This is a genomic window from Candidatus Accumulibacter sp. ACC007 (assembly GCF_907163205.1).
GTDB classification, from domain to species: domain Bacteria; phylum Pseudomonadota; class Gammaproteobacteria; order Burkholderiales; family Rhodocyclaceae; genus Accumulibacter; species Accumulibacter regalis.
The window spans coordinates 83,641-109,363 of the sequence record NZ_CAJQUD010000010.1 but is presented as its reverse complement, the minus strand read 5'-3'; the positions used below and the strand labels follow the sequence as shown (position 1 = coordinate 109,363).

General features: G+C 64.1%; 22 protein-coding genes. 1 reads left to right on the top strand and 21 read right to left on the bottom strand.

Annotated elements, in window-relative coordinates:
* Nucleotides 1-161: 161 nt before the first annotated feature.
* The 15 genes from QZ634_RS19675 to QZ634_RS19605 all read right to left on the bottom strand — a co-directional run bounded on the left by QZ634_RS19675 (nt 162) and on the right by QZ634_RS19605 (nt 19,788).
* On the bottom strand, nt 162-1,478 hold the full coding sequence (locus QZ634_RS19675) for a nucleotide sugar dehydrogenase (RefSeq protein ID WP_291991197.1): 1,317 nt from the start codon (nt 1,476-1,478) through the stop codon (nt 162-164).
* Nucleotides 1,475-2,689, bottom strand: a complete 1,215-nt coding sequence (locus QZ634_RS19670; protein WP_291991196.1) for a TIGR03087 family PEP-CTERM/XrtA system glycosyltransferase — start codon at nt 2,687-2,689, stop codon at nt 1,475-1,477. Before QZ634_RS19670 ends, QZ634_RS19675 begins: the two co-directional genes overlap by 4 nt.
* The gene (gene asnB, locus QZ634_RS19665; RefSeq protein WP_291991195.1) at nt 2,686-4,614 is read right to left on the bottom strand and encodes an asparagine synthase (glutamine-hydrolyzing); all 1,929 of its coding nucleotides are present in this window, start codon (nt 4,612-4,614) and stop codon (nt 2,686-2,688) included. Before asnB ends, QZ634_RS19670 begins: the two co-directional genes overlap by 4 nt.
* 15 nt (nt 4,615-4,629) lie before the next feature.
* Complete coding sequence (locus QZ634_RS19660; protein WP_291991194.1) at nt 4,630-5,850, bottom strand: TIGR04063 family PEP-CTERM/XrtA system glycosyltransferase; 1,221 nt, start codon at nt 5,848-5,850, stop codon at nt 4,630-4,632.
* Nucleotides 5,847-7,787, bottom strand: a complete 1,941-nt coding sequence (locus tag QZ634_RS19655) for an XrtA/PEP-CTERM system amidotransferase (RefSeq protein WP_291991193.1) — start codon at nt 7,785-7,787, stop codon at nt 5,847-5,849. Before QZ634_RS19655 ends, QZ634_RS19660 begins: the two co-directional genes overlap by 4 nt.
* 43 nt (nt 7,788-7,830) lie before the next feature.
* Nucleotides 7,831-9,018 carry a TIGR03088 family PEP-CTERM/XrtA system glycosyltransferase gene (locus QZ634_RS19650; protein WP_291991192.1) on the bottom strand — a complete coding sequence of 396 codons (1,188 nt, stop codon included), beginning with the start codon at nt 9,016-9,018 and terminating at the stop codon, nt 7,831-7,833.
* Entirely contained in the window at nt 9,015-10,574 is a 1,560-nt protein-coding gene (gene xrtA, locus QZ634_RS19645) for an exosortase A (RefSeq protein WP_291991191.1), read from the bottom strand. The genes QZ634_RS19650 and xrtA overlap by 4 nt, the downstream gene beginning before the upstream one ends.
* Before the next feature lie 112 nt (nt 10,575-10,686).
* Nucleotides 10,687-11,772: a FemAB family XrtA/PEP-CTERM system-associated protein gene (locus QZ634_RS19640; RefSeq protein WP_291991190.1), complete on the bottom strand. Its 1,086-nt coding sequence runs from the start codon at nt 11,770-11,772 to the stop codon at nt 10,687-10,689.
* Nucleotides 11,772-12,635, bottom strand: coding sequence for an XrtA system polysaccharide deacetylase (locus tag QZ634_RS19635; RefSeq protein ID WP_291991244.1), 864 nt, complete (start codon nt 12,633-12,635; stop codon nt 11,772-11,774). The genes QZ634_RS19640 and QZ634_RS19635 overlap by 1 nt, the downstream gene beginning before the upstream one ends.
* A 19-nt stretch (nt 12,636-12,654) precedes the next feature.
* Nucleotides 12,655-13,830, bottom strand: coding sequence for a UDP-N-acetylglucosamine 2-epimerase (non-hydrolyzing) (gene wecB / locus QZ634_RS19630; protein WP_291991189.1), 1,176 nt, complete (start codon nt 13,828-13,830; stop codon nt 12,655-12,657).
* A gap of 12 nt (nt 13,831-13,842) precedes the next feature.
* A complete protein-coding gene (locus QZ634_RS19625; RefSeq protein WP_291991188.1) occupies nt 13,843-14,937 on the bottom strand; it encodes an XrtA/PEP-CTERM system-associated ATPase in 1,095 nt (364 codons plus the stop codon).
* A 9-nt stretch (nt 14,938-14,946) separates the two neighbouring features.
* Entirely contained in the window at nt 14,947-16,554 is a 1,608-nt protein-coding gene (locus QZ634_RS19620) for a TIGR03016 family PEP-CTERM system-associated outer membrane protein (RefSeq protein ID WP_291991187.1), read from the bottom strand.
* A complete protein-coding gene (locus QZ634_RS19615; protein ID WP_291991186.1) occupies nt 16,511-17,476 on the bottom strand; it encodes an XrtA-associated tyrosine autokinase in 966 nt (321 codons plus the stop codon). Before QZ634_RS19615 ends, QZ634_RS19620 begins: the two co-directional genes overlap by 44 nt.
* A 9-nt stretch (nt 17,477-17,485) precedes the next feature.
* Complete coding sequence (locus QZ634_RS19610; RefSeq protein WP_291991185.1) at nt 17,486-19,045, bottom strand: XrtA system polysaccharide chain length determinant; 1,560 nt, start codon at nt 19,043-19,045, stop codon at nt 17,486-17,488.
* A 113-nt stretch (nt 19,046-19,158) separates the two neighbouring features.
* Nucleotides 19,159-19,788: an XrtA/PEP-CTERM system exopolysaccharide export protein gene (locus QZ634_RS19605; RefSeq protein WP_291991243.1), complete on the bottom strand. Its 630-nt coding sequence runs from the start codon at nt 19,786-19,788 to the stop codon at nt 19,159-19,161.
* A 573-nt stretch (nt 19,789-20,361) separates the two neighbouring features.
* On the opposite strand from QZ634_RS19605, the gene QZ634_RS19600 reads away from it, so the two are divergent.
* Entirely contained in the window at nt 20,362-21,174 is an 813-nt protein-coding gene (locus QZ634_RS19600; RefSeq protein WP_291991184.1) for a protein-glutamate O-methyltransferase CheR, read from the top strand.
* Between the two features lie 21 nt (nt 21,175-21,195).
* On the opposite strand, the gene ureG is transcribed toward QZ634_RS19600, so the two are convergent.
* From ureG to QZ634_RS19570, 6 genes are read right to left on the bottom strand one after another with little or no spacing between them, the layout of a single operon-like run.
* Entirely contained in the window at nt 21,196-21,813 is a 618-nt protein-coding gene (gene ureG, locus QZ634_RS19595; RefSeq protein WP_291991183.1) for an urease accessory protein UreG, read from the bottom strand.
* Nucleotides 21,814-21,830: 17 nt separating this feature from the next.
* Complete coding sequence (locus QZ634_RS19590; protein ID WP_291991182.1) at nt 21,831-22,502, bottom strand: urease accessory protein UreF; 672 nt, start codon at nt 22,500-22,502, stop codon at nt 21,831-21,833.
* A 20-nt stretch (nt 22,503-22,522) separates the two neighbouring features.
* Nucleotides 22,523-23,071, bottom strand: a complete 549-nt coding sequence (gene ureE / locus QZ634_RS19585; RefSeq protein ID WP_291991181.1) for an urease accessory protein UreE — start codon at nt 23,069-23,071, stop codon at nt 22,523-22,525.
* A 7-nt stretch (nt 23,072-23,078) separates the two neighbouring features.
* Entirely contained in the window at nt 23,079-24,812 is a 1,734-nt protein-coding gene (ureC, locus tag QZ634_RS19580) for an urease subunit alpha (RefSeq protein ID WP_291991180.1), read from the bottom strand.
* Nucleotides 24,809-25,117 (bottom strand): urease subunit beta, encoded by a 309-nt coding sequence (locus QZ634_RS19575; RefSeq protein WP_291991179.1) that lies wholly within the window; start codon nt 25,115-25,117, stop codon nt 24,809-24,811. Before QZ634_RS19575 ends, ureC begins: the two co-directional genes overlap by 4 nt.
* 11 nt (nt 25,118-25,128) lie before the next feature.
* A complete protein-coding gene (locus QZ634_RS19570; protein WP_043566894.1) occupies nt 25,129-25,431 on the bottom strand; it encodes an urease subunit gamma in 303 nt (100 codons plus the stop codon).
* Nucleotides 25,432-25,723 lie beyond the last annotated feature (292 nt).

The following is a 25,723-nucleotide window of genomic DNA, read 5'->3' as shown; positions in this document are numbered from 1 at the left end:
AGCGCCAGAATCGGCGAGCAGGAGGGCGTGCCGCATGCGCACCATTTCGGTCGAACTGGTGAAGTAGGGGGCCAGCGACAGCAAGGCCAGCAGCAAGGCGGCCAGGCTGACCCACACCCCGCGCCGCCAGAAGCGAACAGCGTCCGACACGCTCGCGGCTCCTACCAGCAGAGGCCATCGACCCGGGCGGCGATCGCTTCGCCCCGGGGCAGATTGACCAGATCGAGCAACACCTGCTCGGGACGGCACAGTCGAGCCAGCGTCGCGGCGACTTCGGGCGTCGACAGCCCGACGACGAGCACCTCGGACTCGGCGATGACCCCTTCCAGATCGGCGCGCATCATCTCGCCGATGTGCGGCAGGTGACGCTCGATGAAGCTGCGGTTGGCGCCCAGGAGGCTTGCCAGGTGGACTTCGGGATCGTAGATCGTGAGTTGCATTCCCTTGCCGATCAGCTGTTCGGCCAGCGTCACCAACGGGCTCTCGCGCAGGTCGTCGGTGCCGGTCTTGAACGACAGGCCGACGAAACCGATCTTGCGCTTGCCGAGCGCCAGCAGCTTGCGCAGCGCCAGATCGAGGTGATTGCGATTGGACTGCATGATGCCGGCCAGCATGGGAATCTCGACGTCGTGCATCTTCGCCAGATAGGTGGTGGCGCGCAGGTCCTTCGGCAGACACGAACCGCCGAAAGCGAATCCGGGCTTGAGATAGGCCGGCGAGATATTGAGCTGGTGGTCCTGGCAGATCAGGTCCATGACCTCGAAAGGCTCGACGCCCAGGGCTTCGCAGAGCCGCGCAGTTTCGTTGGCGAAGGTGATCTTGAGGGCGTGAAAGTTGTTGCAGCAATACTTCATCATCTCTGCCGAGCGCACCGAGGTCTCGATGAAGCGGCACGGCAGCTTGCCGAAGAGCTCGCGCAGGCGCTCGACGGGGTAGGCATGATTGGCGCCGACGACGGTGAACGGCGGCTTGTCGTAGTCGCGAATCGACGACCCCTCACGCAGGAACTCGGGCTGGAAGCAGAGGAAGAAGCCTTCACCGTCCTTCTTGCCCGAATGCTTCTCGATGATCGGACGCAGCACATCCTCGACCGTACCCGGGACCAGCGTCGAACGCAGGACGACGATGTGCGGCGCGCTCTTGCCGGCAATCGCCCGGCCCATTTCTTCCGCCAGGCGCAGGATTGCGCCCTGATCCTGGCTGCCGTTGGCGGCCGAAGGCGTACCGACGCAGACCAGGGAAATCTCGCTGTCGAGCACTGCGCGCTGGGCGTCTGTGGTCACCGCGACACGGCCGCTGGCCGCGGCAGCGGCCATCAGGTCGACCATCCCCTCTTCGACCACCGGCGTTTTTCCGGCCATGATCAGATCGAGCTTGGTGGCGTCGATATCGACGCCGATCACCTCATGGCCGTCACGCGTCAGACACGCCAGCGAGACAGCCCCAACGTAGCCCAAACCGAAAATGCTGATCTTCATGCGAGTTTTCCTTTGCTTTCCCAAAAGTTCCCGACGCCGCGATCGATGATCCGATCGAGCCTCTCCATCGAGTGCGGCCAGGCATGATTGCTCAGCATGCGCTGCCGCCCGGCGAGCGCCAATCGCTGCCGTTCCGCCGGATCATCCAGGATCCGCAGGATGGCGTCAGAATATTCCTGGGGAGTATCCGCGACAAGGAAGTGTGTCACGGACTCGGCATCGACACCACCGGCAGCGACGCGGCTGGTGACCACCGGCACGCCCATGGCCATGGCCTCGAGAATCTTGTTCTGCGTGCCGCGGGCGATATTCAGCGGCGCGACCATCAACGCCGAGCGACGCACGAAGGGACGCACGTCCGGCACCGAGCCGGTGACCGTGACCCCGGGCAGGTCGCCGAGCTTGCGCATTTCGGGAGACGGATCGGCGCCGACGATGAGCAACTTGAGCTGCGGCCGGTGCGACTTCAGTGCTGGCCAGATCTGCGTGCAGAAGCGCGCCATGCACTCCTGATTCGGGTAGTAGTCCATGCGCCCGATGAAGCTCAACGTGTCGGCGTCGTAGGCCTCGTCGGTCGGGCAGAAGAAATCGGCGTCAACGCCGTTCGGAAACCAGTCCGTAGGCACACCGGTGCGATAGCTTTCGAGGGTCTCCCACTCGGCACGCGTGGTCGCCGTACACAGGTCGAAGCGCTGCGCCAGACGCTTCTCGGCAGCGAGCATCTTGGTGCCCTCGAGGCGATAGCCAAGCGACAGCGGGAAAGGCTTGTAATTGGCGTACTCGAGCCACTTCTGCGAGTCCATGTCGCCGAAGTCGAGAATCTTCGGCACGTCGCGAACGTGCTCCACATACTGGGCGACGGACGAGCAATGAACGAAAATCAGATCCCATTTCTGCGCGCCGAGCAGGCGCTGCACGCTCGCCTGCAGGGACGGCGAGAAAAAGAAACCCATCGACGAAGGCGTCGCCAGCGGCAGCCGGGCGACCATGCGCAGCGCCTGCAGCGGAGCGGACACCTGCGCCACTTCGAAAGCCGCGCAATGGGCGGCGATCCCCTGCCCTTCCGCAGCCTCCTCCGGCGAGCGCGCGAGCGAGCAGACGGTCACGCGGTGGCCACTCGCCGACAGGTGGCGGATCATGTTGAAGGGTCGGATCTTGCCGCCACGCTTGGGCGGAAACGGAAAGCGGTGACAGATATAGAGGATGTTCATGCAACGTAGCTCTTGAGTTCTTCGGCGACATCGGCGGGATCGCGACGATCGAGGAATATCCGGCTCCAGATTTCCAGATTCATCATCGCCAGCAGGATGTCGGTACCATCGATGCGGTTGGCCTGATGATCGGCGATCAGCCGATTGACCACCCCCTGATTGAACAGGCCGCGCGCCTGCACCACGTCGGCGGCGAGCAGCCGCTTCAGCAGGGGAGCCAGCTCACGCTTCAGCCAGGCGCCCATCGGCGTGCCGAAGCCACGCTTCTTGCGGTTGAGGATCTCGTCCGGCAGCAGATCGGCGAGCGACGCCTTGAGCAGGTGTTTGAGGCGGCCGTCGCGAACCTTGATCGAAGCCGGCATGGCCGCCGCCAGCTCGACCAGCTGATGGTCGAGCAGCGGCACCCGGCATTCGAGCGAGACCGCCATGCTCATCTTGTCGGTCAGCAGCAGGAGGTCGTCGGGGAGCTGCGTCTCGGCATCGACGGCAAACATCCGGTTCAGCTCGTCCTCGTTGCCGGCCGCCGCGAAAGCACGCGCCAGGCTATCCGAGGGGCCGGCCGCCGACTCCTCGAGCAACAAGGCGGAAACGTGGCGGCGACTGAGGACCTGCAGGTAGCTCCGATAGCGTTCGTCGGAACTCATTTCGGCGCTGGCCATGAAACCCTTGGCCAGGCGCAGATTGTTCAGCATGCCGGAATGCCGGTCGGTCGGCAGGCGCCGCGCAGCGTAGCTCGCCATGCGCCGCAACCAGCCCGGCCAGCGGCGGTAGCGCCTGGCGTAGTGACCACCGAGATAGCGTCGGTAACCGCCAAAGAGCTCATCGCCGCCGACGCCCGAGAGGATCACCTTGACGTCCTCGCGGGCAAACGCGGAGACCAGATAGGTGGTGATGAAAGCGGTATCCGACAGCGGTTCGTCCATATGCCAGAGCAGCTTGGGCAACAGCGCAACGACGTCGGGCTGGACGACGATCTCGCGATGGTTGGTGGCGAACAGCTTGGCCACCTGGCGCGCATAGGGCAGCTCGTTGTACAGCGCCTCGGCTTCGCCGCCGGAAAAGCCAATGGCGTAGGTGCGGATCGGTTGCTCGGAATGGCGAGCCATCAAGCCGACCACGGCGCTCGAGTCGACACCGCCGGAGAGAAAGGCACCGATCGGCACGTCGCTGACCATCTGCATGCGCACCGACTCGTCGAGCTGGACCTGGACGCGCTCGATCCACTGGCTCTCGGAAAGGCCGCTGACGATCTGCTCGGGCAGCCGCCAGTAGCGCCACTCGCGCACTTCACCGTCCTCGACGGCGAGCAGGGTGGCCGGAGGCAGCTTGCGGATTCCCTTGAAGATGCACCCGGGCGCGGCGACGTAGCCCAGATGCAGGTAATCGGCGACGACCTCGCGGTTGAGTTCGGCACTCACCCCGGGCAAGGCCAGCAGCGCCTTGGCTTCACTGGCGAAGGCCAGGCGTTGCCAGTCCTGCAGGACGTACAGCGGCTTCACGCCTAGCCGGTCACGACCGATCAGCAAGCGCCGCCGACGCGCATCCCAGAGCGCGAAGTCGAACATCCCGTTGAGGCGAAGAACGAAGTCGTCGCCCTCCGCATCGTAGAGGTGCAGGAGCACCTCGGAATCGGATCCGGTCTTGAAGCGATAGCCCTTGCCCTGCAGCTCGCTGCGCAACTCGCGGAAGTTGTAGATTTCGCCGTTGCACACCAGCCACAGGGTGCCGTCGGCATTCGACAGCGGCTGGTGACCACCCGCCAGGTCGATGATCGACAAGCGGCGCATGCCGATCCCGCACGGGCCATCGACATGACTGCCTTCGTCGTCGGGACCGCGGTGCCGGATACGATCGCCCATGCTCGACAGCATGCGCGGCTCGACACTCAGACCGTCAAAACGATAGATACCGTGAATACCACACACAATGGCGACTCCGAGTCAGATGGCGGGAGCGGACTGAGCGCGTCCAGCGCCGGCCAGCGCCCGGCGGTAGACCTCCCGATAGCGGGCAACGCTGCTCGCCCAGGTCCGTTCGACCTCGACAAAGCGGCGCGCCTGGGCAGCAATCTGCGGCCACTGCGAGCGTTTGGCGAGAAGGTCATCGAGCGCCGCCGCCAGCGCCGCGGGATCGCCGGCCGGAAACAGGAAGCCGGTCTCGCCGTGGCGAACCAGCTCGCGGTGACCGCCGACGTCGGAAGCGACGAACATCCTTCCCTGCGCCATCGCCTCCAGGGGCTTCAGCGGGGTGACCAGCTCGGTCAGCCGGATCGGCAGGCGCGGATAGGCGAGCACGTCGATCAGCTCATAATAGCGTTGCACGTCGGCATGCGCGACGCGGCCGGTAAAGATGACGCGATCGTGCAGCCCGGCGGCCAGCGCCTGCGCCTTCAGATTGGCCTCCTGCGGGCCGCCACCGACGAGCAGCAGACGCAGCTGCGGATGCCGGGGAAGCATCTGGCGAGCCGCCTCGATCAGCAGATCGAGACCTTCATAGCCGTAGAACGAGCCGGCAAAGCCAAGCACCGTCGCGCCGTCGAGTCCCAGCGAGCGGCGTAGCGTGGCATCCGCCTGGACAGCGAACTGAAACAGGCCGACATCCACCGCATTGGGGATCACCGTGATGCGCTCGGCCGCGATACCGCGCCCGGCGATGTCGCGGCGCAGCCCTTCACAGATCGTCGTCACCTGATCGGCGCGGCGCAGGGCCAGGCTTTCCAGGGCACGCGACGCGCGATAACGCAGACTGCCCTCCACCGTCGTGCCGTGATCGACCGCCGCATCCTCCCACGAGGCGCGCATTTCATAGACCACCGGCAGCCGCCGACGACGTCCGACCCAGAGACTCGGCAGGGCGTTGAGCACCGGCGAATGGGCGTGGATCAGGTCCGGCCGGGTCTCCCCGATGAGCTGATCGAGGCGGGCCGCAGTCAGGCGCATCTGGGCCAGCAGACCAACGCCCTCGACGCTCGGCGTGCGCTGGAAAGACCAGCCGTCGACCTCCTCGTGCAGCGCCGGGCCGGCGCCCTGCTTGGGTGTCGTGAGATGGACGGTCTGCCAGCCGAGCGCGCGCTGTTCGCGCAGGATGGCCAGCGAGCGAAAGCTGTAGCCGCTGTGCAGTGGCAGCGAATGGTCGAAGACGTGCAGGATGCGCAAGCTCATGCCGGTGCCTGCAGACCCGTGACCAGCGCCGGATCGCTCACTGGCGCGTCGAGCACATTGCGCAGGAAGGCTTCGAACATGAGCACCGTCCACAGCGGCGAGCTGTAGTCGCGCACGCCCGACTGATGGGCATCGACGAGATGGCGCAGATAGTCCTGGTTGAACCAGCCGGTTTCGGCCAGACGCGGACCGAGCACCGCCTCGCGGACGCGTTCGCGCAATGGACCGCGGAACCAGCGTGCCAGGGGAACGGCAAAGCCCATTTTCGGGCGATAGAGGATGTCCTGCGGCAGGCTGGGCTCGAGCGCCTTCTTGAGCAGGAACTTGCCTTCCTGCCCGCGCACCTTGAGTGAAGAGGACTGCGTCGCCATCCATTCGACCAGTTCGTGATCCATCAGCGGCTCGCGCACTTCGAGCGAGTGCGCCATGCTGGCGCGGTCGACCTTGGTGTTGATGTCGCCGACCAGGTAGGTCTTCAGGTCGAGGTACTGGATCAGCGCCAGCGGATCGTCGGTGTTGGCCTTTCCGGCATGGCTGCGAAAGACTTCCTCGGCGCTGTAGCCGGCCAGTTCGCGCCGGAAAGCGGCGCTGAACAGCTGCGTGCGCATCGGCCCGCGCAGGATCGACACGGAATGAAAATAGGCTTCGACCGAAGTTCGGGCCATGCCTTCGAAAGTGGTCTTGGCGCGAAACATGCGCGGCGCCCAGTCGGCTTTCGGATAAACCCGCCCGAGGAGGCCAAAGATGCGCCGGCGCACGCCGTGCGGCAACGCCGCACGCAACCGCTCTTCCATCAGGTGCATTCGATAACGCCGGTAACCGCCGAAGGTCTCGTCGCCGCCATCGCCCGAAAGCGCCACCGTCACGTGCTTGCGCGCCAGCTGGCAAACGCGGTAGGTGGGGATCGCCGAGCTGTCGGCATAGGGTTCGTCGTAGAGCCGGGCCAGGGTGTCGATGAGATCGAAATCGTCGCTGGCGACCAGCTCGCAGTGGTGGTTGGTGCGGTAGTGGTCGGCCACCTGCTGGGCAAAGGCAGCTTCGTTGAAGGCCGGGTCGTCGAAGGCAATCGAGCAGGTATTGACCGGCTCGGCCGACAGCCCGGCCATCACCGCGACGACGGCGCTCGAATCGACGCCGCCGGACAGGAAAGCGCCAAGCGGCACTTCCGAGATCATGCGCAGGCGAATCGACTCGCGCAGCCTGTCGTTGAGTTGCGCGCAGGCCTCCTCGACGTCCACCGGCTGATCGAGGCTGAAGCGCACGTCCCAGTAGGCTTTCGGCTCGGCCAGCGGCTGCCCGCGACGGACGCTGAGCATGTGCGCCGGCGGCAGCTTCCGGGCCTGACGAAAGATCGTCCGCGGTTCGGCGACGTAGCCGAGGGCGAAGTACTCCTCGACGGCCAGCGGATCGATATCGCGCGCCAGTCCGCCGTGCGCGAGCAGTGACTTGAGCTCGGAGCCGAAGAGAAAGCTGCCATCGGCGAGCAAGGCGTAGAAGAGCGGCTTGACGGCCAGCCGGTCGCGCGCCAGGAACAGCGTCTCGCGATTGCGATCCCAGAGCGCAAAGGCAAACATGCCGCGAAAGCGGTGCACGCAGTCTTCGCCCCAGGCTTCCCAGGCGTGGACAATGACCTCGGTATCACTGCGCGTGTGGAAAACGTGGCCCAGTGCCTGCAGTTCGGGAATCAGTTCCTGGTAGTTGTAGATTTCGCCATTGAACACCACGCAGACACTCTGATCCTCGTTGTAGAGCGGCTGCTGCCCGGTGGACAGGTCGATGATCGACAGCCGGCGATGGCCCAGGCCGACGCCCGGCTCCACGTGCAGGCCACCTTCGTCGGGGCCACGATGGTGTTGCGACTCGTTCATTCGCGAGAGCACGCGGCGATCGATGTCACGCCGGCCACGGGTATCAAAAATTCCGGTTATTCCGCACATATTCTTGGGTCAGTTTCCTTGTCGCTCTTGTTGGGGTTTTCGCCTAGGGGTGCAGCAAAGCCTTGCCGCCCGCCTGACCGGCACGCGCGCTCAGCAGCCGGTCGTAGAGATTCTGGTAACTCCGGCTCATCGCCTGCAGGCTGAATTCATTTTCCACCCTGGCCCGCCCCGCCAGGCCGGCGGCACGTGCCTGCGGCGCATCCTGCGCGTAGCGGGCGATCTGCTGCGCCATCGCCTGCGGATCGGAAACCGCGACCAGCTCGCCGGAACGGCCCGCTTCGATCAGCTCGGCGTTGCCGCCGACATCGGTCGCGATCACCGGCAGGCCGCTGGCCATCGCTTCGAGGATGGTATTCGAGATCCCTTCGGCCAGTGATGGCAGGACGAAGCAGTCCAGGCCGCGCAGAATTTCGGGAATATCGTCGCGTTGTCCGGGCAACCACGCCAGGTCTGCGACGCCGGCCTCTTCGAGCATCGCCTGCGCCTGCGCGCGCAACGGGCCCGCACCGATCATCACCAGGCGCAGACGGCTCCTCAGCTCGGGAAAGGTGGCCAGCACCCGGATGAAAGCCTGCGCCAATGTCGTCTGATCCTTGACCTGCTGCATACGCCCCACGCTACCGACCAGCCAGCATCCCGGGTCGGTAAACGGGCAGCCGGCAATCGCCTGGCGCTGAGCGAGCGGATGGAAACGCTGCACGTCGACGCCGTTGTATATCTGCGCAACGCGAGCCGGCGACATGCCGACCCGCAAAGTCAGATAATCTTCGAGATCACGCGACAGCGCTATGTAATGGCTCACGAATGGGCGATAAAAGCGGCGCAGCCACTGGTTTTTCCGGTTCAAACCGTCGAGGTCGCCGATATCGCGGCCGTGCTCGCCATGGATACGCACCGGCACGCCTGCCGCCCAGGCAGGGACGCTCACTTCCAGCGCCGCGAGGTTGCGACTGTGCACGATGGCCGGACGCAAACGGCGCAACAGCCGCCACAGCTGCGGGTAGATCCACAGCGTGTGACCGGGCGGTTTGGCCAGGGCAATGAAGCTGACATCGTCGCGAACGATGCGCCGCTTGAAATCGGTGATCTCGGTCAGGGAAATCACCGCGTGACGATACGCCTCGCGCGGCATGTGGTTGATCAGATTGACGACACCATTCTCGAGGCCGCCGACGTCGAAACGGAAGACCACATGGGCGACCAGCGGACGCTGGTCCGCGGCGTGCCTCACTGAGCGTCCATGGTCTGCCGTAGTGCAGCATCGACTGCCGGTCCGGCGCTGCGCACGAAGTCATCGAGCGAGGCCTCGCCGGCCCCGGCGCCAGCGCCGTCCAGCGGCGTGTAGAGGACGATCAGCGCGGAATCGTCGCCATTGCCGGTCAGGCGCGACAGTGCAAGGTAGGCCTTGGCCATGGCGTCGCTGGCCGTCCAGCGCCCGTTGACCCAGTACCACTGCCAGACGATCATCCGTGCCGGCGGGTGTCCGCGCAACAAGGCTGTGCGCACCTTGATGTCCTGCGCGTTGAACGAGATTTCCCGCGTTCCGTGGCCCACCACGACCCATTGCGAATCGTCGCTCCTGACCAGTGCATTGTTGGAACTGACCAGTTTCCGCTGCTCGTCCTGGTTTCGGTAATAGGCGAGGAAGACGCCGACCTCACGACCGTCCTTGGCGAAGGTGGCGAGTGTGCTCGCCGCGTAATTCTCGAAGCTGGGCTGCCAGGCATGCACACCGGGATGCGTCATCTGCCAGCCAGCAATCGAGCCGAGCGGTGCGGTCTGGCCGATCTGCGGCGCCCGACGCTCGGCGATCTGCCATTGCGCGAAGGTCCACAATCCTGCCACCACGACGGTAGCCACGGCGGCGGCCAGCGACGCCGACGTCGCCGCGACGGCGGGCGCCGCGGTGCGCACCGTCGCCTGCGGCTCGGCCTCGACTTCATCCTCGCGCCAGCGCGCACCGACCCAGAACATGACCAGAATGACGATACCGAAGAACGCCCAGCCGTAGATCAGATGGTCGACGCCGACCGCCAGCTTGTTCCCCGACAGATGGCCGATCATGACGATCATGTAGGCCCGCATCCAGTTGGCAACAATCGGAACCAGGAAGGAAACCAGAACGAAAACCAGGCGCCGCGTCAGCGAGCGATAGGTGAGGTAGGCGAACAGCGTCCCGACGGTCACCGAAGCGATCAGATAGCGAACGCCACTACAGGCCTCGACCACCGACCAGCTGCCCGTGGGAATGACGAAGCGCAGGCCTTCGGCATGCACGGGAATGCCCGAGACGCGCAAGCCGAGAATGGTGAAATGCGCCGTCCATTCCATAAGCATGGGCATCGCAAAGTCGCCAAAGGGCACCGCGAAGAAGAGGTAGAGCAGCGGAAAGGCAACACGCCGTGCGACTCCCCAGCCGAGGACCGCAGGCACGGCCAGAATCAGCATCGCCACCAGCGCAAACTGGGAAAGTGCATTGACTGCAGCCACCTCTCCCAGCAGCCAGACAAAGCCGGCGCCGGCAAACAGGAGCACCGCCAGAAAGCTGTACCTGGGCGCCAAGACGGCGAGACTGGAACGTATCCGCCAGATCAGCCACAAGGTGATCGGCGGCACGATGAAGCCGTGCGCATAGGTATCGGAACGCTCCCAGATAACGGCCATGGCCAGCGCCGTCTCGCGAAAGAGCAGCAGGATGACGAGCAGGGTCAGAATCAGGGCGGGGAGAGCAACGCGCCAGGCCGGATCTGCTGCAAGGGAGGTCGGACGCGGTTCGGCTTGGTTCATGAAGTGGCTTTCAACAGGCAGGAACACTCAGGAGTCATCGAAGGCATCGAAGGCGTCGAGGGCAGCGGTCTTCGATGCGCGTACGCAGCGCAGCACCGCTTCCCCTGAACGGCTAACCCAGGTTGCGCACGATGAATGGCCCAAGCCAGTTGGCGAGGCCAATCGGCATGCGCCGCCAGGTCTTGATCAGCATTTGGTACTTGGCGTTGGAGGGGTTGTTTTGCGGGATGGAATCGCGGCGGTACAGGCAATGCTCATAAAACAGCGGTTGCGGTTCGAAGCCCCAGTTTTTCTTGAAGGAATACGAGCCGGTACCCTGCTTGCTGCGGCCATAGTCGAAAATCTTCAGCCCGCGCTCGCAGGAGCGGCGCATCAACTCCCAGTACTTGAAATCGTTGGCCGCCAGCTGGCGCGCCGAGACATCGTCGCCGGCGTAGTACGGCAGCACTTCGTCGCGAAAATAGAAACTCAAGACGACACTCAGCGGCCGACCACTGTCGTCCACCACGGTGAGCGCCTCGCAGTCGGCAGCAAATACGCGCTGCAAGGTCTCGAAGTAGCGCCGGGGGAGTGCCGGCGTCCCGTGGCGATGAACGTTGTCGGCGTAGAGCGCAAAGAAGCGCCCCAGATCCTGGTCGATCTCGCTGCGCAAGCCGTTCTTGATCCCCTTGCGAACCATCGCCCGCTGCTTGCGCGGGATGGCCAGCAGGTTGTCGTCGACCTCGGGTTCGAGTGGCTTGCGAAAGCGCACGTAGAGATCCTGCAGCGGCCAGTCCGGATGACGGTGGCGCAGGTTGCGCAGTTCCAGGTGGTCGACACCGAGACGCGTGGCGATCGCCTGCGCTTCGCCTTCCAGCGCCTCGACCGCCGCCGCGCTGTTCGCTGCGACCCCGCCATAGACGGCAAAGGGCAGCGACACCAGGGTATTGCCGAAGAGCACGCTCTTGACCTGGGCCAGCGGCAGTACGCCCTCGATGGCGCCGGAACGCTCGGCGTAGAGGAAATGCGTACGATGCGCGAAAACCTCCTTGAGGACCTGCTGCCAGCCCGACTTGTGAAAGAAGGTGGCTTCCGGACAGGCGTCGACGAAAGCATCCCACTGGCGAACCGCGACGCGGTCGGCAGGATCCAGCGTCTTGACGACCAGCGGCGTGCTGGCCGCGACCAGCCTGGCAATTTCCTCGATTCTCGTGTCCATCAGTTCACTGTCAGCGGCGGCGCGGCCGGGCCCAGAAAGATCTCGTCCATTCGCCCCCAGCGGAAGTCGCCGAGCAGGCGCTTGATCCGACCTTCGGTGTGCCGCAGATTGACGTAATGACGAAAGCGGGTCTTCGCACTGATGCCGGCAACGCGCGGTTGGTCGGCGTCGATTTCCCAGGGGTGGAAGTAGAAGATCGCCGGCTGACGATCGCGCTGATTGACTTTCTCCAGCAGCCAGCGCGACAGTGGATACGGCAGCAGGCGGAAGTAGCCGCCACCACTGGCCGGCCAGTTACGGTCGAAGTAGCGCAGCGTGGTCACCGGCAGTTCGAGCAGTCCGGCGCGCACGCGGTGCGCGAAGCGCGGTGCATCGGGCATGCCGTAGTGGTCGTGGCGAATCGGATAGATGCTCGAACTGTAGCGATAGCCGGCACGTTCGAGGCAATCGAAGGCCCAGAGATTCCCTTCGCCGATGGAAAAACTCGGCGCCCGATAGCCCTTGACCTCTTCTCCGGAGATGTCCTCCAGCAACTTCTTGGCGGCACCGATATCGGCCGAAAACTCGGCTTCGCTGAGATCGCTGGCGCGCTGATGGCCGTAACCGTGACTGGCCAGCTCGTGCCCGCCGGCGACGATACGACGGACCAGCTGCGGGTAGCGCTCGGCGACCCAGCCAAGGGTGAAGAAGGTCGCCCGCGTCTGCCCTTCGTCGAGCATCAGCAGAATTCGCTCGACGTTCCGTTCGACGCGGCACTCGCGCGAATCCCACAGCTCGCGAGGGATGTACGGGGCGAGCGCGGAGACCTGAAAGTAGTCTTCGACGTCGATCGTCAGCGCGTTGGTGATCGGCTGGCCGGGCATCTTGTGCCTGTCGTCCTGGTTACGCGGCACGGGCACGCAACGCGTGCCGCGCGAGCAGCCAGGCGGCGAGGTCAGCGACGATTCTCGGCGCTGCCTGGCCATCCCAGAACTCGGGGATGCGACCGCGCTTGCCCGCGCCGGAAAGAATCTCGGCAACCCCCTTGCGAATAGCCTGCGGGTCGCAACCGACCAGGGTATTGGTGCCCTGCTCGATGGTGATCGGACGCTCGGTGTTTTCGCGGATCGTCAGGCAGGGGACGCCGAGTGCGGTGCTTTCCTCCTGCAGCCCTCCGGAATCGGAAAGGACGAGCTTGGCTCCGGCCATCAGGCCGAGCATTTCCAGGTAGCCCTGCGCGGGTAGCAGGGCGATGCGCGGGCTACGCAGCAGCTCGCCCAGGCCGAAACGCTCGATGTTCGCGCGCGTCCGCGGATGCAGGGCAAAAACCAGCGGCAGCTGTTCGGAAACTTCGCGCAGGACCGCCAGCAGGGGCTGCAGCGTGTCGACCCGATCGACGTTGGAGGGCCGGTGCAGGGTCACTACCCCGTAGCCATTCGCGTCGTCGAGCAGCGCCGCGTCGATGCCCGCCGTGTGCAGCGTTCGCGCTGGCGGGTGCGCCAGATCGAGATTCGAGAGCAGCGAGTCGATCATCACGTTGCCGACGAAGCGTACGCGCTCCTCGGCCACCCCTTCGCGTGTCAGGTTGGCCAGCGCGCTGCGCTCGGTGGTGTACAGGCGATCGGCAATCTGGTCGGTGAGCAGGCGATTGATTTCCTCGGGCATCGCGCGATCGTGGCTGCGCAGGCCGGCTTCGACATGCACCACCGGCACGTCTTTCTTGACCGCGACCAGCGAGCAGGCGAGCGTCGAATTCACGTCGCCGACCACCAGGACGCACGACGGCCGATGGCTGTCCAGCACCGGCTCGAAACGCTTCATGACCTCGGCCGTCTGCATGGCGTGCGTCCCTGAACCGACTTCCAGGTTGATATCCGGATGCGGCAGGCGCAGGTCGACGAACAGACGGTCGTTCATGTCCTTGTCGTAGTGCTGGCCGGTATGCACGAGCAGTGCCGGAACGGCCGGCTGGTGAGCGCACAAGGCACGCAGGATCGGTGCCATCTTCATGAAATTGGGCCGCGCGCCAACGACGCAGACGACCGGGCCGAGATCGGCAGGCCACTGCTCGTCAGCCAAGATCACTCTCCGTCATGGTTTCACCCGCAGCGCGTCAACCAGTTGCTGAATCAGCGAAAGAACCGCTGCATTGCTGCGTTCGAGACGAACGATGCTGCGCTCGATACGTATCATCCGCTGCTCGGCCTGGCCACTTTTCAGCTCGGCAATGGCGCGCGACGCACGTTCCGCGGTACTGGCGTCGAGATCGAGCCGCGACAGATCGATATCCAGAATGCCGCTCTCGGTCAGTTGCGGATGGGCCGCGCTCTCGCCGCCTTCGCCGGGGCTGTTCGACGTGATGACCGATTGCGATTGTGTTTCTTCCTTGAGTTCCCTGGCCACTTCTTCGACGTCGGTACGGGTAAAATCGCTCCTGCCAGCGAGGAAGCCGGACAACAGCAGGCGATCGCAATGCGCGTTGATGCGCCGCGGAATGCCGCCGCTGGCCTCGAAAATGGCCTCGAAGGCGCCCGCGTCAAAATGCGGTGAACCCTGCGCTCCGGCGCACTTCAGCCGGTGCTCGATGTACGCCTGCGTTTCGTCCTGAGCCATCGGACCAATGTGACAGGCGGCGATCACGCGCTGGCGCAACTGCTTCATTTGCGGGCTCTGCATGACCTTGCGGAACTCCGGTTGCCCGATCAGGAAACTCTGCAGCAGGGCCTGCGTGCCAAACTGGAAATTCGACAGCATGCGCAGCTCCTCGACCGCACGCGGGGTCAGGTTCTGCGCTTCATCGACGATCAGCAGACAGCGTTTTCCCTGGCCCGTCACCTCGACCAGAAAAGCTTCCAGAGCCAGCAGCAGCTCCGATTTGCCAACATTCTTGCCGCCAACGCCAAACGCTGCGGCGACCATGCGCAGCGTGTCCTCGGCGTCGAGTTGAGTGCTCACCAGCTGCGCCGCAACGACCTTGTCCGAGTCCAGGTCGTTGAGCAGACCGCGCACGATCGTTGTCTTTCCGGCACCGATCTCGCCCGTGACGACGATGAAGCCCTCGTTCTGATTCAGGCCATATTCAAGGTAGGCCATCGCCCGCCGGTGCTGCTTGGAAGCGTAATAGAAGCTTGGGTCGGGGTTGAGCTGGAAAGGCTTGCTGGTCAAGCCGTAGAAGGATTCGTACATGACGACCGATCAAAAACTGTGGGAAAGTGCGCCGGTCAGCGCGTTCTCGGTATAGCTGGTGACGCCGCTGGAAATGACCCGGCGGGCGCCGATGTTGGCGCTGGTCTTCGGCGTGATGCGGGTCGACAGCAGCAGATATCCACCGGTGGTGGTGGTTTCCGGCGAGCTGGTTATGAACGAGCTGCTCCGCTGCTGATTGAACGACAGCGAGAGCGACGACAGGCCCGACAATTGATGCGCCCAGATGATGCCGTAGCCGACCTGCAGAATGCGATCTCGCGTTGAATAATCATCGGTCAGGCCATTGATGACACTCAGACCCTGCTGCTCGCTGCGCGTCGCCGTGAAGGTGACGGTGTTGCGGGAACCGATCAGGGCCGCCGTCAGCTGCTGCAGATTCTGCACCTGGGGGCGATCGTTGAGGTAGCCATTGACCACCGTGCTGTCGGCCGGAATACCTCGATCAACCAGCAGTTGCGCGGTCTGCGCACCGATCTGCGCCGGGGTGAACGTCGGATTGGTGGCGGCGATGATCGCATAGAAGGCATCGTAATTATTGCCTTGCCCGGTGTTGCCCACCCCTTGCGGCTGCAGCGACACGTCCTTGCTGGAGCGAAAAGTGAACATCGACCGTGGCCGCCGATGGCTGAAGTTGATATCCCAGCCGGTTCCGAAAAAGCGGTTGCGCACGGTCGCGTTGAGCCGCGTACGCGTGCTCGGCGTCCAGTCAAAACCGACACCCCGCGTAAAGTTGGTCTGCTGGTCCAGGCTTGCGTAGTTGTTCGATTCACGCCCGCCGAGCAGGGATACCTGAAACTGCGGATTGAAACGGTAGGCGACGGTCACGTCATAGCGGGTTGCATCGTAATCGCGACCAAACTCGTAGTCGTTCTTCAGGCTGCTCGCATCCAGCGCCCAGGTGATGTGGTTCCAGCGCGTCGAGCCGTTCAGCCCACCGGTCCACTGACTGGAGTTCAGCCCCGGCGCCAGGTTCGACTGCGAGCTGGTCGTCGTCGCCTGGTAACGCAAGCGGTAATCGGCCCAGCCCAGCAGTTTGCCCCTGAGGTAAGGCGACAGAGAGTAACTCGACGTCTCGGTTCGGTTGCTATCAACGTTGGCGTTGCTCGGCGAAACGGCGCCGAACGCCGATAGATATTGCTGCGAAATCCTTCCCGTGGCGTCGATGAAGAAGAAGTCCTCGATGGCCTCGAGCGTGCCGACAGCGTTCAGCGCATTCTGGCGATTCCTCTGGCTACTCTCGCGCAGATAGAGTTGCTCGGTAAGGCCATAGTCGAGACGCAGGTTGGCGCGGGCACCTTGTCCGTTGATCGAGATAGACGGCGTAATGCCGGTCACCAGATCGCCCTGCTTGTTCGACGACGAGGAGAGGAAAACATTGTCGGTCAGCGTCTCGCTGACCGCGATCGACGGCACGATCGTCCAGTTCTCGGCGTGCAGGGGAGTCGCGGCACAGGCCAGGACGACCGGCAACAGTGCGACCACGCGAGCCTGGCGCAGCTGGCCATCACCGACAGCGAGGCGCCGCCGCCCCCGCGGAGCCCCCCCCTTGCCCTCAAGCACCGTCTGAACCATAACCGTAGCCGTAACCGTAGCCATAACCATAGCCATAGCCATAGCCATAACCATCCTGACTGCTGCCGCGAGCCTGGTTGAGCAGCATCATTTTCACCGGGCACGATTCAATCGCCGCCAGGGCGTGCTTGACGTCACTGCGAACCGTGCTTTCTGCCTTCACCACGACCACTACCTGTCCCATGTGCGTGGCCAGCACGCGCGATTCTGTGGTCATCAACAGCGGTGGCGAGTCGAAGATGATGATCCGATCCGGATAGCGTGTGGCCATCTCCTCGAGCAGATCGACCATCGCGTCACTGGCCAGGAGTTCGGTCGCCCGCGCGTGCTGCGTACCGCTCGGCAGAATGGTCAGTGTTTCGACGTTGGTCTTCATCAACACCTGTGAGAACTCGACCGAGTCGTCGGTCAGCACGTCGAGCAGGCCGCGCGACGGCGGCAAACCAAGCATCTTGAGCACCGAGGGCTTCGGTAAATCGGCGTCGACCAGCATCACCGTGTTGTCCATCTCCATGGCGATGCTCATCGCCAGATTGATTGCCGAGAAGCTCTTGCCCTCACCGGAAATCGCGCTGGTGACCATGATCAGGTTGCCACGCTTGACCGGGGCCGCACCCTTGCCCATGGCGTTGGCAATCAAGGGCCGCTTGATCACCCGATACTGATCGGCAATCTGCGAGCGTGGCGCATCCGGGCTGATCAGCCCGCTGGCGGCCAGCGCCTGCAGGTCGAGCTCGATACGCCGCGAAGCCGGCGCGTTGGCCGCCGGCGCCGTGCTTGCCGACCACTCGGCACGTTGGCGCTTGAGGTCGGCAACCGCCTCGACACGCGCGGCAGCCTCGGCTGCGGGAGGCACTGGCTCGACGTCGGCGACGGGAGCGCCGGCTTCCACACCCGCGCTGCGCAACTGTGCAAGACGCTTGGCCGCTTGTTCAATGAGGCTCATCGCTTTTCCTCAGGCAGTACGGACGGAAAAAAGAAACAAGGCGAGAAGCCCCGCACCGTAGGCACCGACCAGCGAGATGCAGGCCGCAGCAAAGCGGATCAAGTCGCGGCGCTGGCTACGTTTCGTCGCGTCATTGGTGAGCATGGACACGGTTCCCAGAAGAGGCAGACCACAGGTTTCCCGTAGCGAGCGCGAATCGAAGAACACCGGCCGAACCTGACTGGCAGCGAAGGTCACGGCGATGCCGGCCCCCAGGGCCAGCAGCAGGGTCAGCGGCAGGAACAGGGTACGGTTCGGTGCGACCGGCTTCGGCGAGACACGCGGCGGGTCGATCAGACGGAAATCGACACCAACGGTGTTGTTGATCTCGCTGCCCATATTGGCCGATTCACGCCGCTTGACCAGTTGCTCGTAGTTATTCTTGTTGATTTCGTAGTCACGATTGAGCTGGGCGAACTCGGCTTCGATCTGCGGCATCAACTTGACCGCCTCTTTCATGCGGTCGTAACGCGCCTGATACTCCGCGACACGGGTCTGCAGGGCGGCAATATTCGCCTCCGCCTCGGATACGGAAATGGCCAGTTGCTGGTGCACCGGATTGGTCGACATCGAAGTCGCGGGGCTGGCCAGCGCCACCTTCCTCCGCGCCTTGATCTCTTCGCGCTTCTGCTCTTCGAGGTCCTTGATCAGACGGCGGGAACTGACCACATCCGGATGCCTTTCCGTGAACCGCTGCAGCATGGCGTCCAGATTGCGCTGCATGATGTCGAGTCGGCTGTCGATCTCCGGAATCGAAACGCCGGAAATATTCTCCTGCACCGGCGCCGGCAAGAGGGCCGGCTCGTCGCCGAGGATGTGACGCTTGAGCGCCTCGTGCGACTGCTCGGCCTCGCGCAAGGCGAGTTTGCTCTGCTCGAGGAGCGCACCGGTCTCGCTCATCTGGGCAAAGTGGTCCTTGCCCTCCGCACTCTGCGTTGCCAGGTTGCGCAACTTGAACTCCTTCAGCCTGGCCTCCGCCTCCTCGAGCTTCTTCTCGTAGGTGGTGATCTGTTCGTCGATGAATTTGCGCGCCGACTCCGAGTCCTTGCGCGCGTCACCGAGGTTCGATTCGACAAATATTGAAACCAGCGACTGCACCACTCGCTTCGCATGCTCTGGCTGGGTGTCGCGATAGTTGATGGTGTAGATATTATCGCGCGAGGTATTGGCGATCTTGAGTGACGACATCAGGTTCTCGGCCAGCGCATCGCGCTCGCCCTTAGACTGGATGCCGAGATCGAGATCGGCCATGCGGATCAGCTTTTCCACGTTTGGTCGCGTAATCAGCGTGCGGCTCAGCATCATCACCTGCTGGTCGATATTGGGCTGCGTCACCAGCCCGGACATCAGCGGCCGCAGGATCGACTGCGTATCGACAAAAATTCGTGCCGAAGCCTCGTATTTGTCAGGTATTGCCAGCACCGCCGCCACACTCGCCAGACCAACAACCCAGGCGACGATGATCCCCAGCCAGCGACGCTTCCACATGCCGAGCAATATCGTTGTCGCTTGTCGAAGCAGTTCATCCATGGGATTCAGACTTTATCGGTATCGGTTTGAGGATTGCCGACGGCATCGTGCACGGTCATCGGCAGGCGGGGAAAAATGTCAAAGCAGAAAACAAGCGAAACGTCCGGCGACCATCAGAACCAGCTCTGCGGAATGATCAGCACATCGCCGGGCTTGACATCCACATTGGCCGAAATATCGCCACGGCGGATCAGATCGTGAAGGCGAACGCTGTACTGTTTGTTGTCGTCGGAAGCGCGCAGCAGCGTCGCGCCGTTGCCATCGGCAAAATCGGTCAAGCCGCCAACCGCAATCATCACGTCAAGCAGGGTCATCTTCTGGCGGTACGGAAGGGCCTGCGGCTTGGACGCCTCGCCGATGACGCGAATCTGCTCGCTCTGGCTGCCGACAAAACCGGTCACCACAACGGTCACCACCGGATCGCGGATGAAGACCCCCAAAGCCTTCTCCATATCGCGCGCCAGCATCGTCGGCGTCTTGCCCATTGCCGGCATGTCCTCGATCAAGGGACCGGCAATCATTCCATCCGGACGGACGGGAACCGACAGGGAAAGCTCGGGGTTGCGCCAGACGATGATATTCACGTTGTCGCCAGGCCCGATAAGGTAGCGATAATCCGGTGAAGCGGCAACCTCCGGGGCGGGCGGAAAATTGGCCGCGCAACCCGCGACAAGTGCGCCGACAGCGCCCAACGCAAGCCAACGCAAGGCGGCGCCGATAAGATGATGCAAGCGTGAAACCATGACCCTCTCCTTTGTAGCCGCCGGCCTGGAAACGGAATGCGGCGAATCCCCAAGACACTGCGCTGACGGGTATCGTAAAGCGCGCCACAGTATAGTTGAATTGACACTGGCCACGAAAGCCTCGCGCTTGCCAGCGTCACGACCCATGCTCAGATCGTGACTACGGCTGCAGGCCGTCCCGGCTCCTGACGCCAACCTCACCCCGCCGCTTGATTGTCGCCAAGCCGCAGTGAATGGAACGAGAATACTTGCTGCACCGCGCCCAACAAGAGGAATAACGCACAATTCACGGCATTTCTTTAGGGCCATCGCAAAAGAAAACACGGCGCATTCTATAACACGCTGATATAGCTCGACAAAGAATTGCGCCATAGCTTTCGCCCCTGGCCCGCACACGAGCTGCGATGACGGGCATGACTTGCCACAACCGTCGTCATGGTGGAGCATGTGGCGCAGATGAGCGCTGCCGACAAACCGACAGGGTGAACCGCGCCGGCAACCGACGCCCGCCCACCGTCAATCAACGCCACCGGCGACCCAGCCGCCTGACGGCGGAAGCTAAGCGAGGTATGGATGGACCAGGCGTCGATCACCGACCAGGAGTTTGCTCTTTTCCAGCGACTCATTTACAGACTCGCCGGCATCAACCTGGCCGACAGCAAGAAGATTCTTCTCGTGGGTCGCTTGCAGCGGCGCCTCCGGGAGCGCCAGCTCGGCAGCTTCGGCGACTACTATCGCCTGGTCAGCAGCGGCCAGCACCCGGACGAGCAGCAGACGATGGTCGACCTGCTGACCACCAACGAAACCTACTTCTTCCGCGAAGCCCGCCACTTCGACTTCCTGCGCGACGAAATTCTCGGCAGCCAACGCCCGAGACGCAGCTTTCGCGTCTGGAGCGCCGCCAGTTCGAGTGGCGAAGAGGCCTACAGCGTCGCCATGCTGCTGGCCGAAGTGCTCCCCAACACCCCGTGGGAGGTATTCGGGTCGGACATCAGTACGCAGGTGCTGGCCAGGGCGCGCAATGCCTGTTACCCGGTCAACCGCAACGAAGGCATCCCCGAAGCCTATCGGCGCAAGTACTGCCTGCCCGGCGAAGACGGCGACGAGGGGACTTTCCGGATCGCTCCGCGCATCCGCCAGCAGGTCCGCTTCGCACAGGTCAACCTGACCCTGCCGATCAGCCCCGCTGTCGGCAGCTTCAACGTCATTCTCGTGCGCAACGTGATGATTTATTTCGATACCGCGACCAAGCGCAAGGTCGTTGCCAACCTCCTGCCGCGGCTGCTCCCGGGCGGCCATTTCATCGTCGGCCATTCCGAATCGCTGAACGGCATCACCGACCAGCTGTCGGCCGTCAGACCGACGGTCTACCGCAAGCCGGAGTGAGCGCTCGGGCGGCGGCGCGCTTCAGGCCGCGTCCAGCAAGCCCCGCGACTCGATGAAGGCGATGATCTCCGCCAGCCCCGCGCCGGTCTTCATGTTGCTGAAAACGAACGGCCGCGCGCCGCGCATGCGCCGGCTGTCGCTGTCCATGACTTCCAGCGAGGCACCAACCAGCGCAGCCAGATCCGTCTTGTTGATCACCAGCAGGTCGGACTTGGTAATCCCCGGCCCGCCCTTGCGCGGAATCTTTTCGCCAGCGGCGACGTCGATCACGTAGATCGTCAGGTCGGAGAGTTCGGGGCTGAAGGTCGCCGCCAGATTGTCGCCGCCGGACTCGACGAAGACGATCTCGATGTCCGGAAAGGCCGTCGTCAGGCGGGCCACCGCCTCGAGATTGATCGACGCGTCCTCGCGAATCGCGGTATGCGGGCAGCCGCCGGTCTCGACACCGAGAATGCGCGCCTGCGGCAGCGCAGCGTGGTGGACCAGGAACTTCGCGTCTTCGGCGGTGTAGATGTCGTTGGTCACCACGCCGAGGCTGTATTTGTCGCGCAGCGCGAGACACAGGGCCAGGGTGAGCGCGGTCTTGCCGGAACCGACCGGGCCGCCGATGCCGATGCGCAGCGCAGGACGTGGGGTCATCTTGGGGTCCCTTTCTATCATGATCGGAAGAGTCTCGTGTATTGCGTTTCGTGGCAGCTGCACGCCAGCGCCAGCCCGGGAGCGAAGTTGCTCCAGCGCTCTTCGCGCAATTCAAGTGCGCGCTCGACGACACCTGGCAGGCGGCCGCCGAGGGCGAACAGGATTCGCTGCCCGGCCGCCTGCCCGAGGGGCACCGCCTTGAGCGCCGCCATGGTCTGGTTTTCGCACCACGACCAAAGGTACGCGGTCAGCGAATCGGCGAGCGGGATTTTCCAGCCGTCGGCGGCCAGCGCCCAGCCCACCGGAAAGGAAACCTCGGCCAGCGCGTCGAAGGCGGGCGGCAAGACGAGGTCGTCCAGCTCGTGCAGCAGGCGACGCAGCGAATAGCCCATCTGCAGCGTCTCGGCGCGCAGCTCGGAGGACTCGCGGCTGGCCACGAAATCGGCGTTGAGACGCTCGACCTCCGCATGCTCCGCCGCCGCCCAGGCACGCTGCAACTGGCCCGTGAGCGGCGCCTCGAAGCAACCGATACCCTCTTCGAGCAGCGCGGCAATCCACCCCAGCGCGCTCGCCTGGTCGCGCACCAGACCGCTTTCGACCGCCCACTCGAGGCCTTGCGAATAGGTGTAAGCGCCGACCGGCAGCGCCGGACTGGCGAGCTGGAGCAGACGCGGCAGTGTCGGATTCAATGACTCAAGGACTCAATGCCTCACTTGAACTCGTGGATCCTGGCCGGCGAGCGGTGTGCGCCGTGCCCGGGATGGTGGGGTTCGCTGACGTCCGCGCCGGACAGCGGACGATAGCCGTGTCGCCGGGAATGACTATCGACGTGCGCGTGCGCGCCATAAGCGCCACCTTCAGGGTCGAACGGCGCCTCGACCTCGCTGACCGTACACCCCAGGCCGACGAGCATTTCGGCGAGCACGTGATCCGGCTGGAAGCGCAGGAAACACTCGCCAAACTGTACCGGCACGTGCCGGTTGCCGAGATGGTAGGCCGCGCAGACGAGCTGCAAGCGGTCGCTGGTGCGCACTTCGAGCAATGCTTCCGGGGCCGCTTCAACCTCGACGACCAGGCCGTTGCCGGTGAGCAGGCGGTCGCCCTGCCGGAGCACGGTGCCGGACGGCAGAACGTAGCCCAGCTCCTCGCCGCTGACCAGCATCACCCGCTGCCGGCTCTTGCGGCGCACCTCGTAAGGAAGCACCAGGCGATCACTGGCGGGCGTCTGGTCATCGGCGAAGGACTCGGCAAAAAGCATGTTCGGCTCAGAAAAGGAAGTAACGTTGGGCCATCGGCAGGACGCTCGCCGGCTCGCAGACCAGCAGCTCGCCATCGGCGCGTACGGCGTAGGTTTCGGGGTCGACGTCGATCTTCGGCGTCGCTTCGTTGTGCACCATATCCGACTTGCGCAGCTGACGGGTGTCGCGAACGGCAATCAGCGGCTTGGCGAGTTGCAGCGCAGCGAGCTCGGGATTATCCAGTGCCGCCTGCGAAACGAAGGTCACCGAAGTCCGCAAGGCCTTCCCGAAGGCAGCGAACATCGGCCGGTAGTGCACCGGTTGCGGCGTCGGGATCGAGGCGTTGGCGTCGCCCATCGCCGCTGCGGCGATCATCCCGCCCTTGACGATCAGCGTCGGCTTGACGCCGAAGAATGCCGGTTTCCAGAGGACCAGGTCGGCGAGCTTGCCGACGGCGATCGAACCGACCAGATGGCCGATACCGTGCGTGATCGCCGGGTTGATGGTGTACTTGGCAAGGTAGCGCTTGACACGGAAATTGTCGTTGGCGCCGTTGGCGCTCGCCCGCGCAGCCTGGGCGTCCGTCGGCGCCGGCAGATGCCCGCGCTGCACCTTCATCTTGTGCGCCGTCTGCCAGGTGCGGATGATCACCTCGCCGACACGGCCCATCGCCTGCGAGTCCGACGACATCATCGACAGCGCGCCGAGGTCGTGCAGGATATCCTCGGCGGCGATCGTCTCGCGGCGGATACGGCTCTCGGCGAAAGCAACGTCCTCGGCGATCGCCGGATCCAGGTGATGACAGACCATCAGCATGTCGAGATGCTCGTCGACGGTATTCACCGTGTACGGCCGCGTCGGGTTGGTCGACGAGGGCAGGACGTTGGGCGCACTGATCGCGCGCAGGATGTCCGGCGCGTGCCCGCCGCCGGCGCCTTCGGTATGGAAGGTATGGATCGTCCTCCCCCGGAAAGCGGCCAGTGTCGTTTCGACGAAGCCGGATTCATTGAGCGTGTCGGTGTGGATGGCCACCTGCACGTCCATCTCCTCAGCCACCGCCAGGCAGTTGTCGATCGCCGCCGGCGTCGTCCCCCAGTCCTCGTGCAGCTTGAGACCGATGGCGCCGGCGCGCACCTGCTCGCGCAGGGGTTCGGGCAGCGAGACGTTGCCCTTGGCGTAGAAACCGAGATTCATCGGAAAGGCGTCGGCGGCTTCGAGCATGCGCTGGATATGCCACGGCCCCGGCGTGCAGGTCGTCGCGTAGGTGCCGGTCGCCGGGCCCGTGCCGCCGCCGAGCATGGTCGTTATTCCCGACATCAGCGCTTCGTCGATCTGCTGCGGGCAGATGAAATGGATGTGCGCGTCGATGCCGCCGGCGGTGACGATCATCCCTTCGCCGGCAATGATCTCGGTGCTGCCGCCGATGGCGATGGTCACGCCCGGCTGGATGTCCGCGTTGCCGGCCTTGCCGATGGCGCTGATCCGCCCACCCTTGATGCCGATGTCGGCCTTGACGATTCCCCAGTGGTCGACGATCAGCGCGTTGGTGATCACCGTATCGGCGACCTCCGCGGCGCTCAGCTGGCCCTGCCCCATGCCGTCACGAATGACCTTGCCGCCGCCGAACTTGACCTCGTCGCCGTAAACGGTGAAGTCTTCCTCGACTTCTATCCACAACTCGGTGTCGGCCAGGCGCACGCGGTCGCCGATCGTCGGCCCGAACATTTCCGCGTACGCCTGGCGGGAGATCCTGACGCTCATTTCAGCGCTCCCATCACCAGACCGTTGAAACCATAGACCCGCCGCGCGCCGGCCAGCGCCACGAGTTGCACGCTGCGCGTCTGCCCCGGTTCGAAACGCACCGCCGTGCCAGCCGCGATGTCGAGCCGAAAACCGCGCGCCGCCGCGCGGTCGAAAGCCAGAGCGCCATTGGTTTCGGCGAAGTGATAGTGCGAACCGACCTGAATCGGGCGGTCGCCGGTATTGGCGACACTCAGCTGCAGCGTTGCCCGGCCGGCGTTGAGTTCGATCTCGCCGGGCAGGACGTGCATTTCTCCTGGAATCATCGATGCCCTCCTCAGACGATCGGGTGGTGAACGGTGACCAGCTTGGTGCCGTCCGGGAAGGTCGCTTCCACCTGGATGTCGTGGATCATTTCCGGCACGCCTTCCATGACCTCGTCGCGGCCCAGGATGGTGGTTCCGAAACTCATCAGCTCGGCGACCGTTCGCCCGTCGCGGGCGCCCTCGATGATCGCCGCACTGATCAGGGCCACGGCCTCCGGGTAGTTCAACTTCAGCCCGCGCGCCTTGCGCCGTTCGGCGAGCAGCGCAGCGGTAAAAACGAGCAGCTTGTCCTTCTCTCTCGGCGTCAGTTCCATACGTCTTCCTCAGGCTTCCTGGTTCAGTGCTGCGTTCCCATGATACTTTCGGCAACCGTGCCTGGCGCGCAACCCCCGTGCGGGCCGGGATCCGCATGTTCCGCACCGCGCCCCTCGTCGCCACACCCCGTCATTGCGAGGAGCGCAGCGACGCGGCAATCCAGTTCCATCCTCTCACCTTCTTCCGCCGCATCGACCAAACGAAAAACAAAACCCCTGGATTGCCACGTCGGCTGCGCCTCCTCGCAATGACGGACGCGCCGCTGGAATCCATCCGCCCGGCACCGCGCCC

Coding starts and splice junctions, on each gene's coding strand:
- QZ634_RS19610 (WP_291991185.1), bottom strand. CDS start 19,045: ATGGATGAACTGCTTCGACAAGCGACAACGATATTGCTCGGCATGTGG.
- xrtA (WP_291991191.1), bottom strand. CDS start 10,574: ATGAACCAAGCCGAACCGCGTCCGACCTCCCTTGCAGCAGATCCGGCC.
- QZ634_RS19660 (WP_291991194.1), bottom strand. CDS start 5,850: ATGAGCTTGCGCATCCTGCACGTCTTCGACCATTCGCTGCCACTGCAC.
- ureG (WP_291991183.1), bottom strand. CDS start 21,813: ATGACCCCACGTCCTGCGCTGCGCATCGGCATCGGCGGCCCGGTCGGT.
- QZ634_RS19675 (WP_291991197.1), bottom strand. CDS start 1,478: ATGAAGATCAGCATTTTCGGTTTGGGCTACGTTGGGGCTGTCTCGCTG.
- QZ634_RS19570 (WP_043566894.1), bottom strand. CDS start 25,431: ATGGAACTGACGCCGAGAGAGAAGGACAAGCTGCTCGTTTTTACCGCT.
- QZ634_RS19670 (WP_291991196.1), bottom strand. CDS start 2,689: ATGAACATCCTCTATATCTGTCACCGCTTTCCGTTTCCGCCCAAGCGT.
- QZ634_RS19600 (WP_291991184.1), top strand. CDS start 20,362: ATGGACCAGGCGTCGATCACCGACCAGGAGTTTGCTCTTTTCCAGCGA.
- QZ634_RS19620 (WP_291991187.1), bottom strand. CDS start 16,554: ATGGCTACGGTTACGGCTACGGTTATGGTTCAGACGGTGCTTGAGGGC.
- ureE (WP_291991181.1), bottom strand. CDS start 23,071: ATGCTTTTTGCCGAGTCCTTCGCCGATGACCAGACGCCCGCCAGTGAT.
- QZ634_RS19640 (WP_291991190.1), bottom strand. CDS start 11,772: ATGGACACGAGAATCGAGGAAATTGCCAGGCTGGTCGCGGCCAGCACG.
- QZ634_RS19575 (WP_291991179.1), bottom strand. CDS start 25,117: ATGATTCCAGGAGAAATGCACGTCCTGCCCGGCGAGATCGAACTCAAC.
- QZ634_RS19625 (WP_291991188.1), bottom strand. CDS start 14,937: ATGTACGAATCCTTCTACGGCTTGACCAGCAAGCCTTTCCAGCTCAAC.
- QZ634_RS19605 (WP_291991243.1), bottom strand. CDS start 19,788: ATGGTTTCACGCTTGCATCATCTTATCGGCGCCGCCTTGCGTTGGCTT.
- QZ634_RS19655 (WP_291991193.1), bottom strand. CDS start 7,787: ATGTGCGGAATAACCGGAATTTTTGATACCCGTGGCCGGCGTGACATC.
- ureC (WP_291991180.1), bottom strand. CDS start 24,812: ATGAGCGTCAGGATCTCCCGCCAGGCGTACGCGGAAATGTTCGGGCCG.
- QZ634_RS19615 (WP_291991186.1), bottom strand. CDS start 17,476: ATGAGCCTCATTGAACAAGCGGCCAAGCGTCTTGCACAGTTGCGCAGC.
- QZ634_RS19635 (WP_291991244.1), bottom strand. CDS start 12,635: ATGCCCGGCCAGCCGATCACCAACGCGCTGACGATCGACGTCGAAGAC.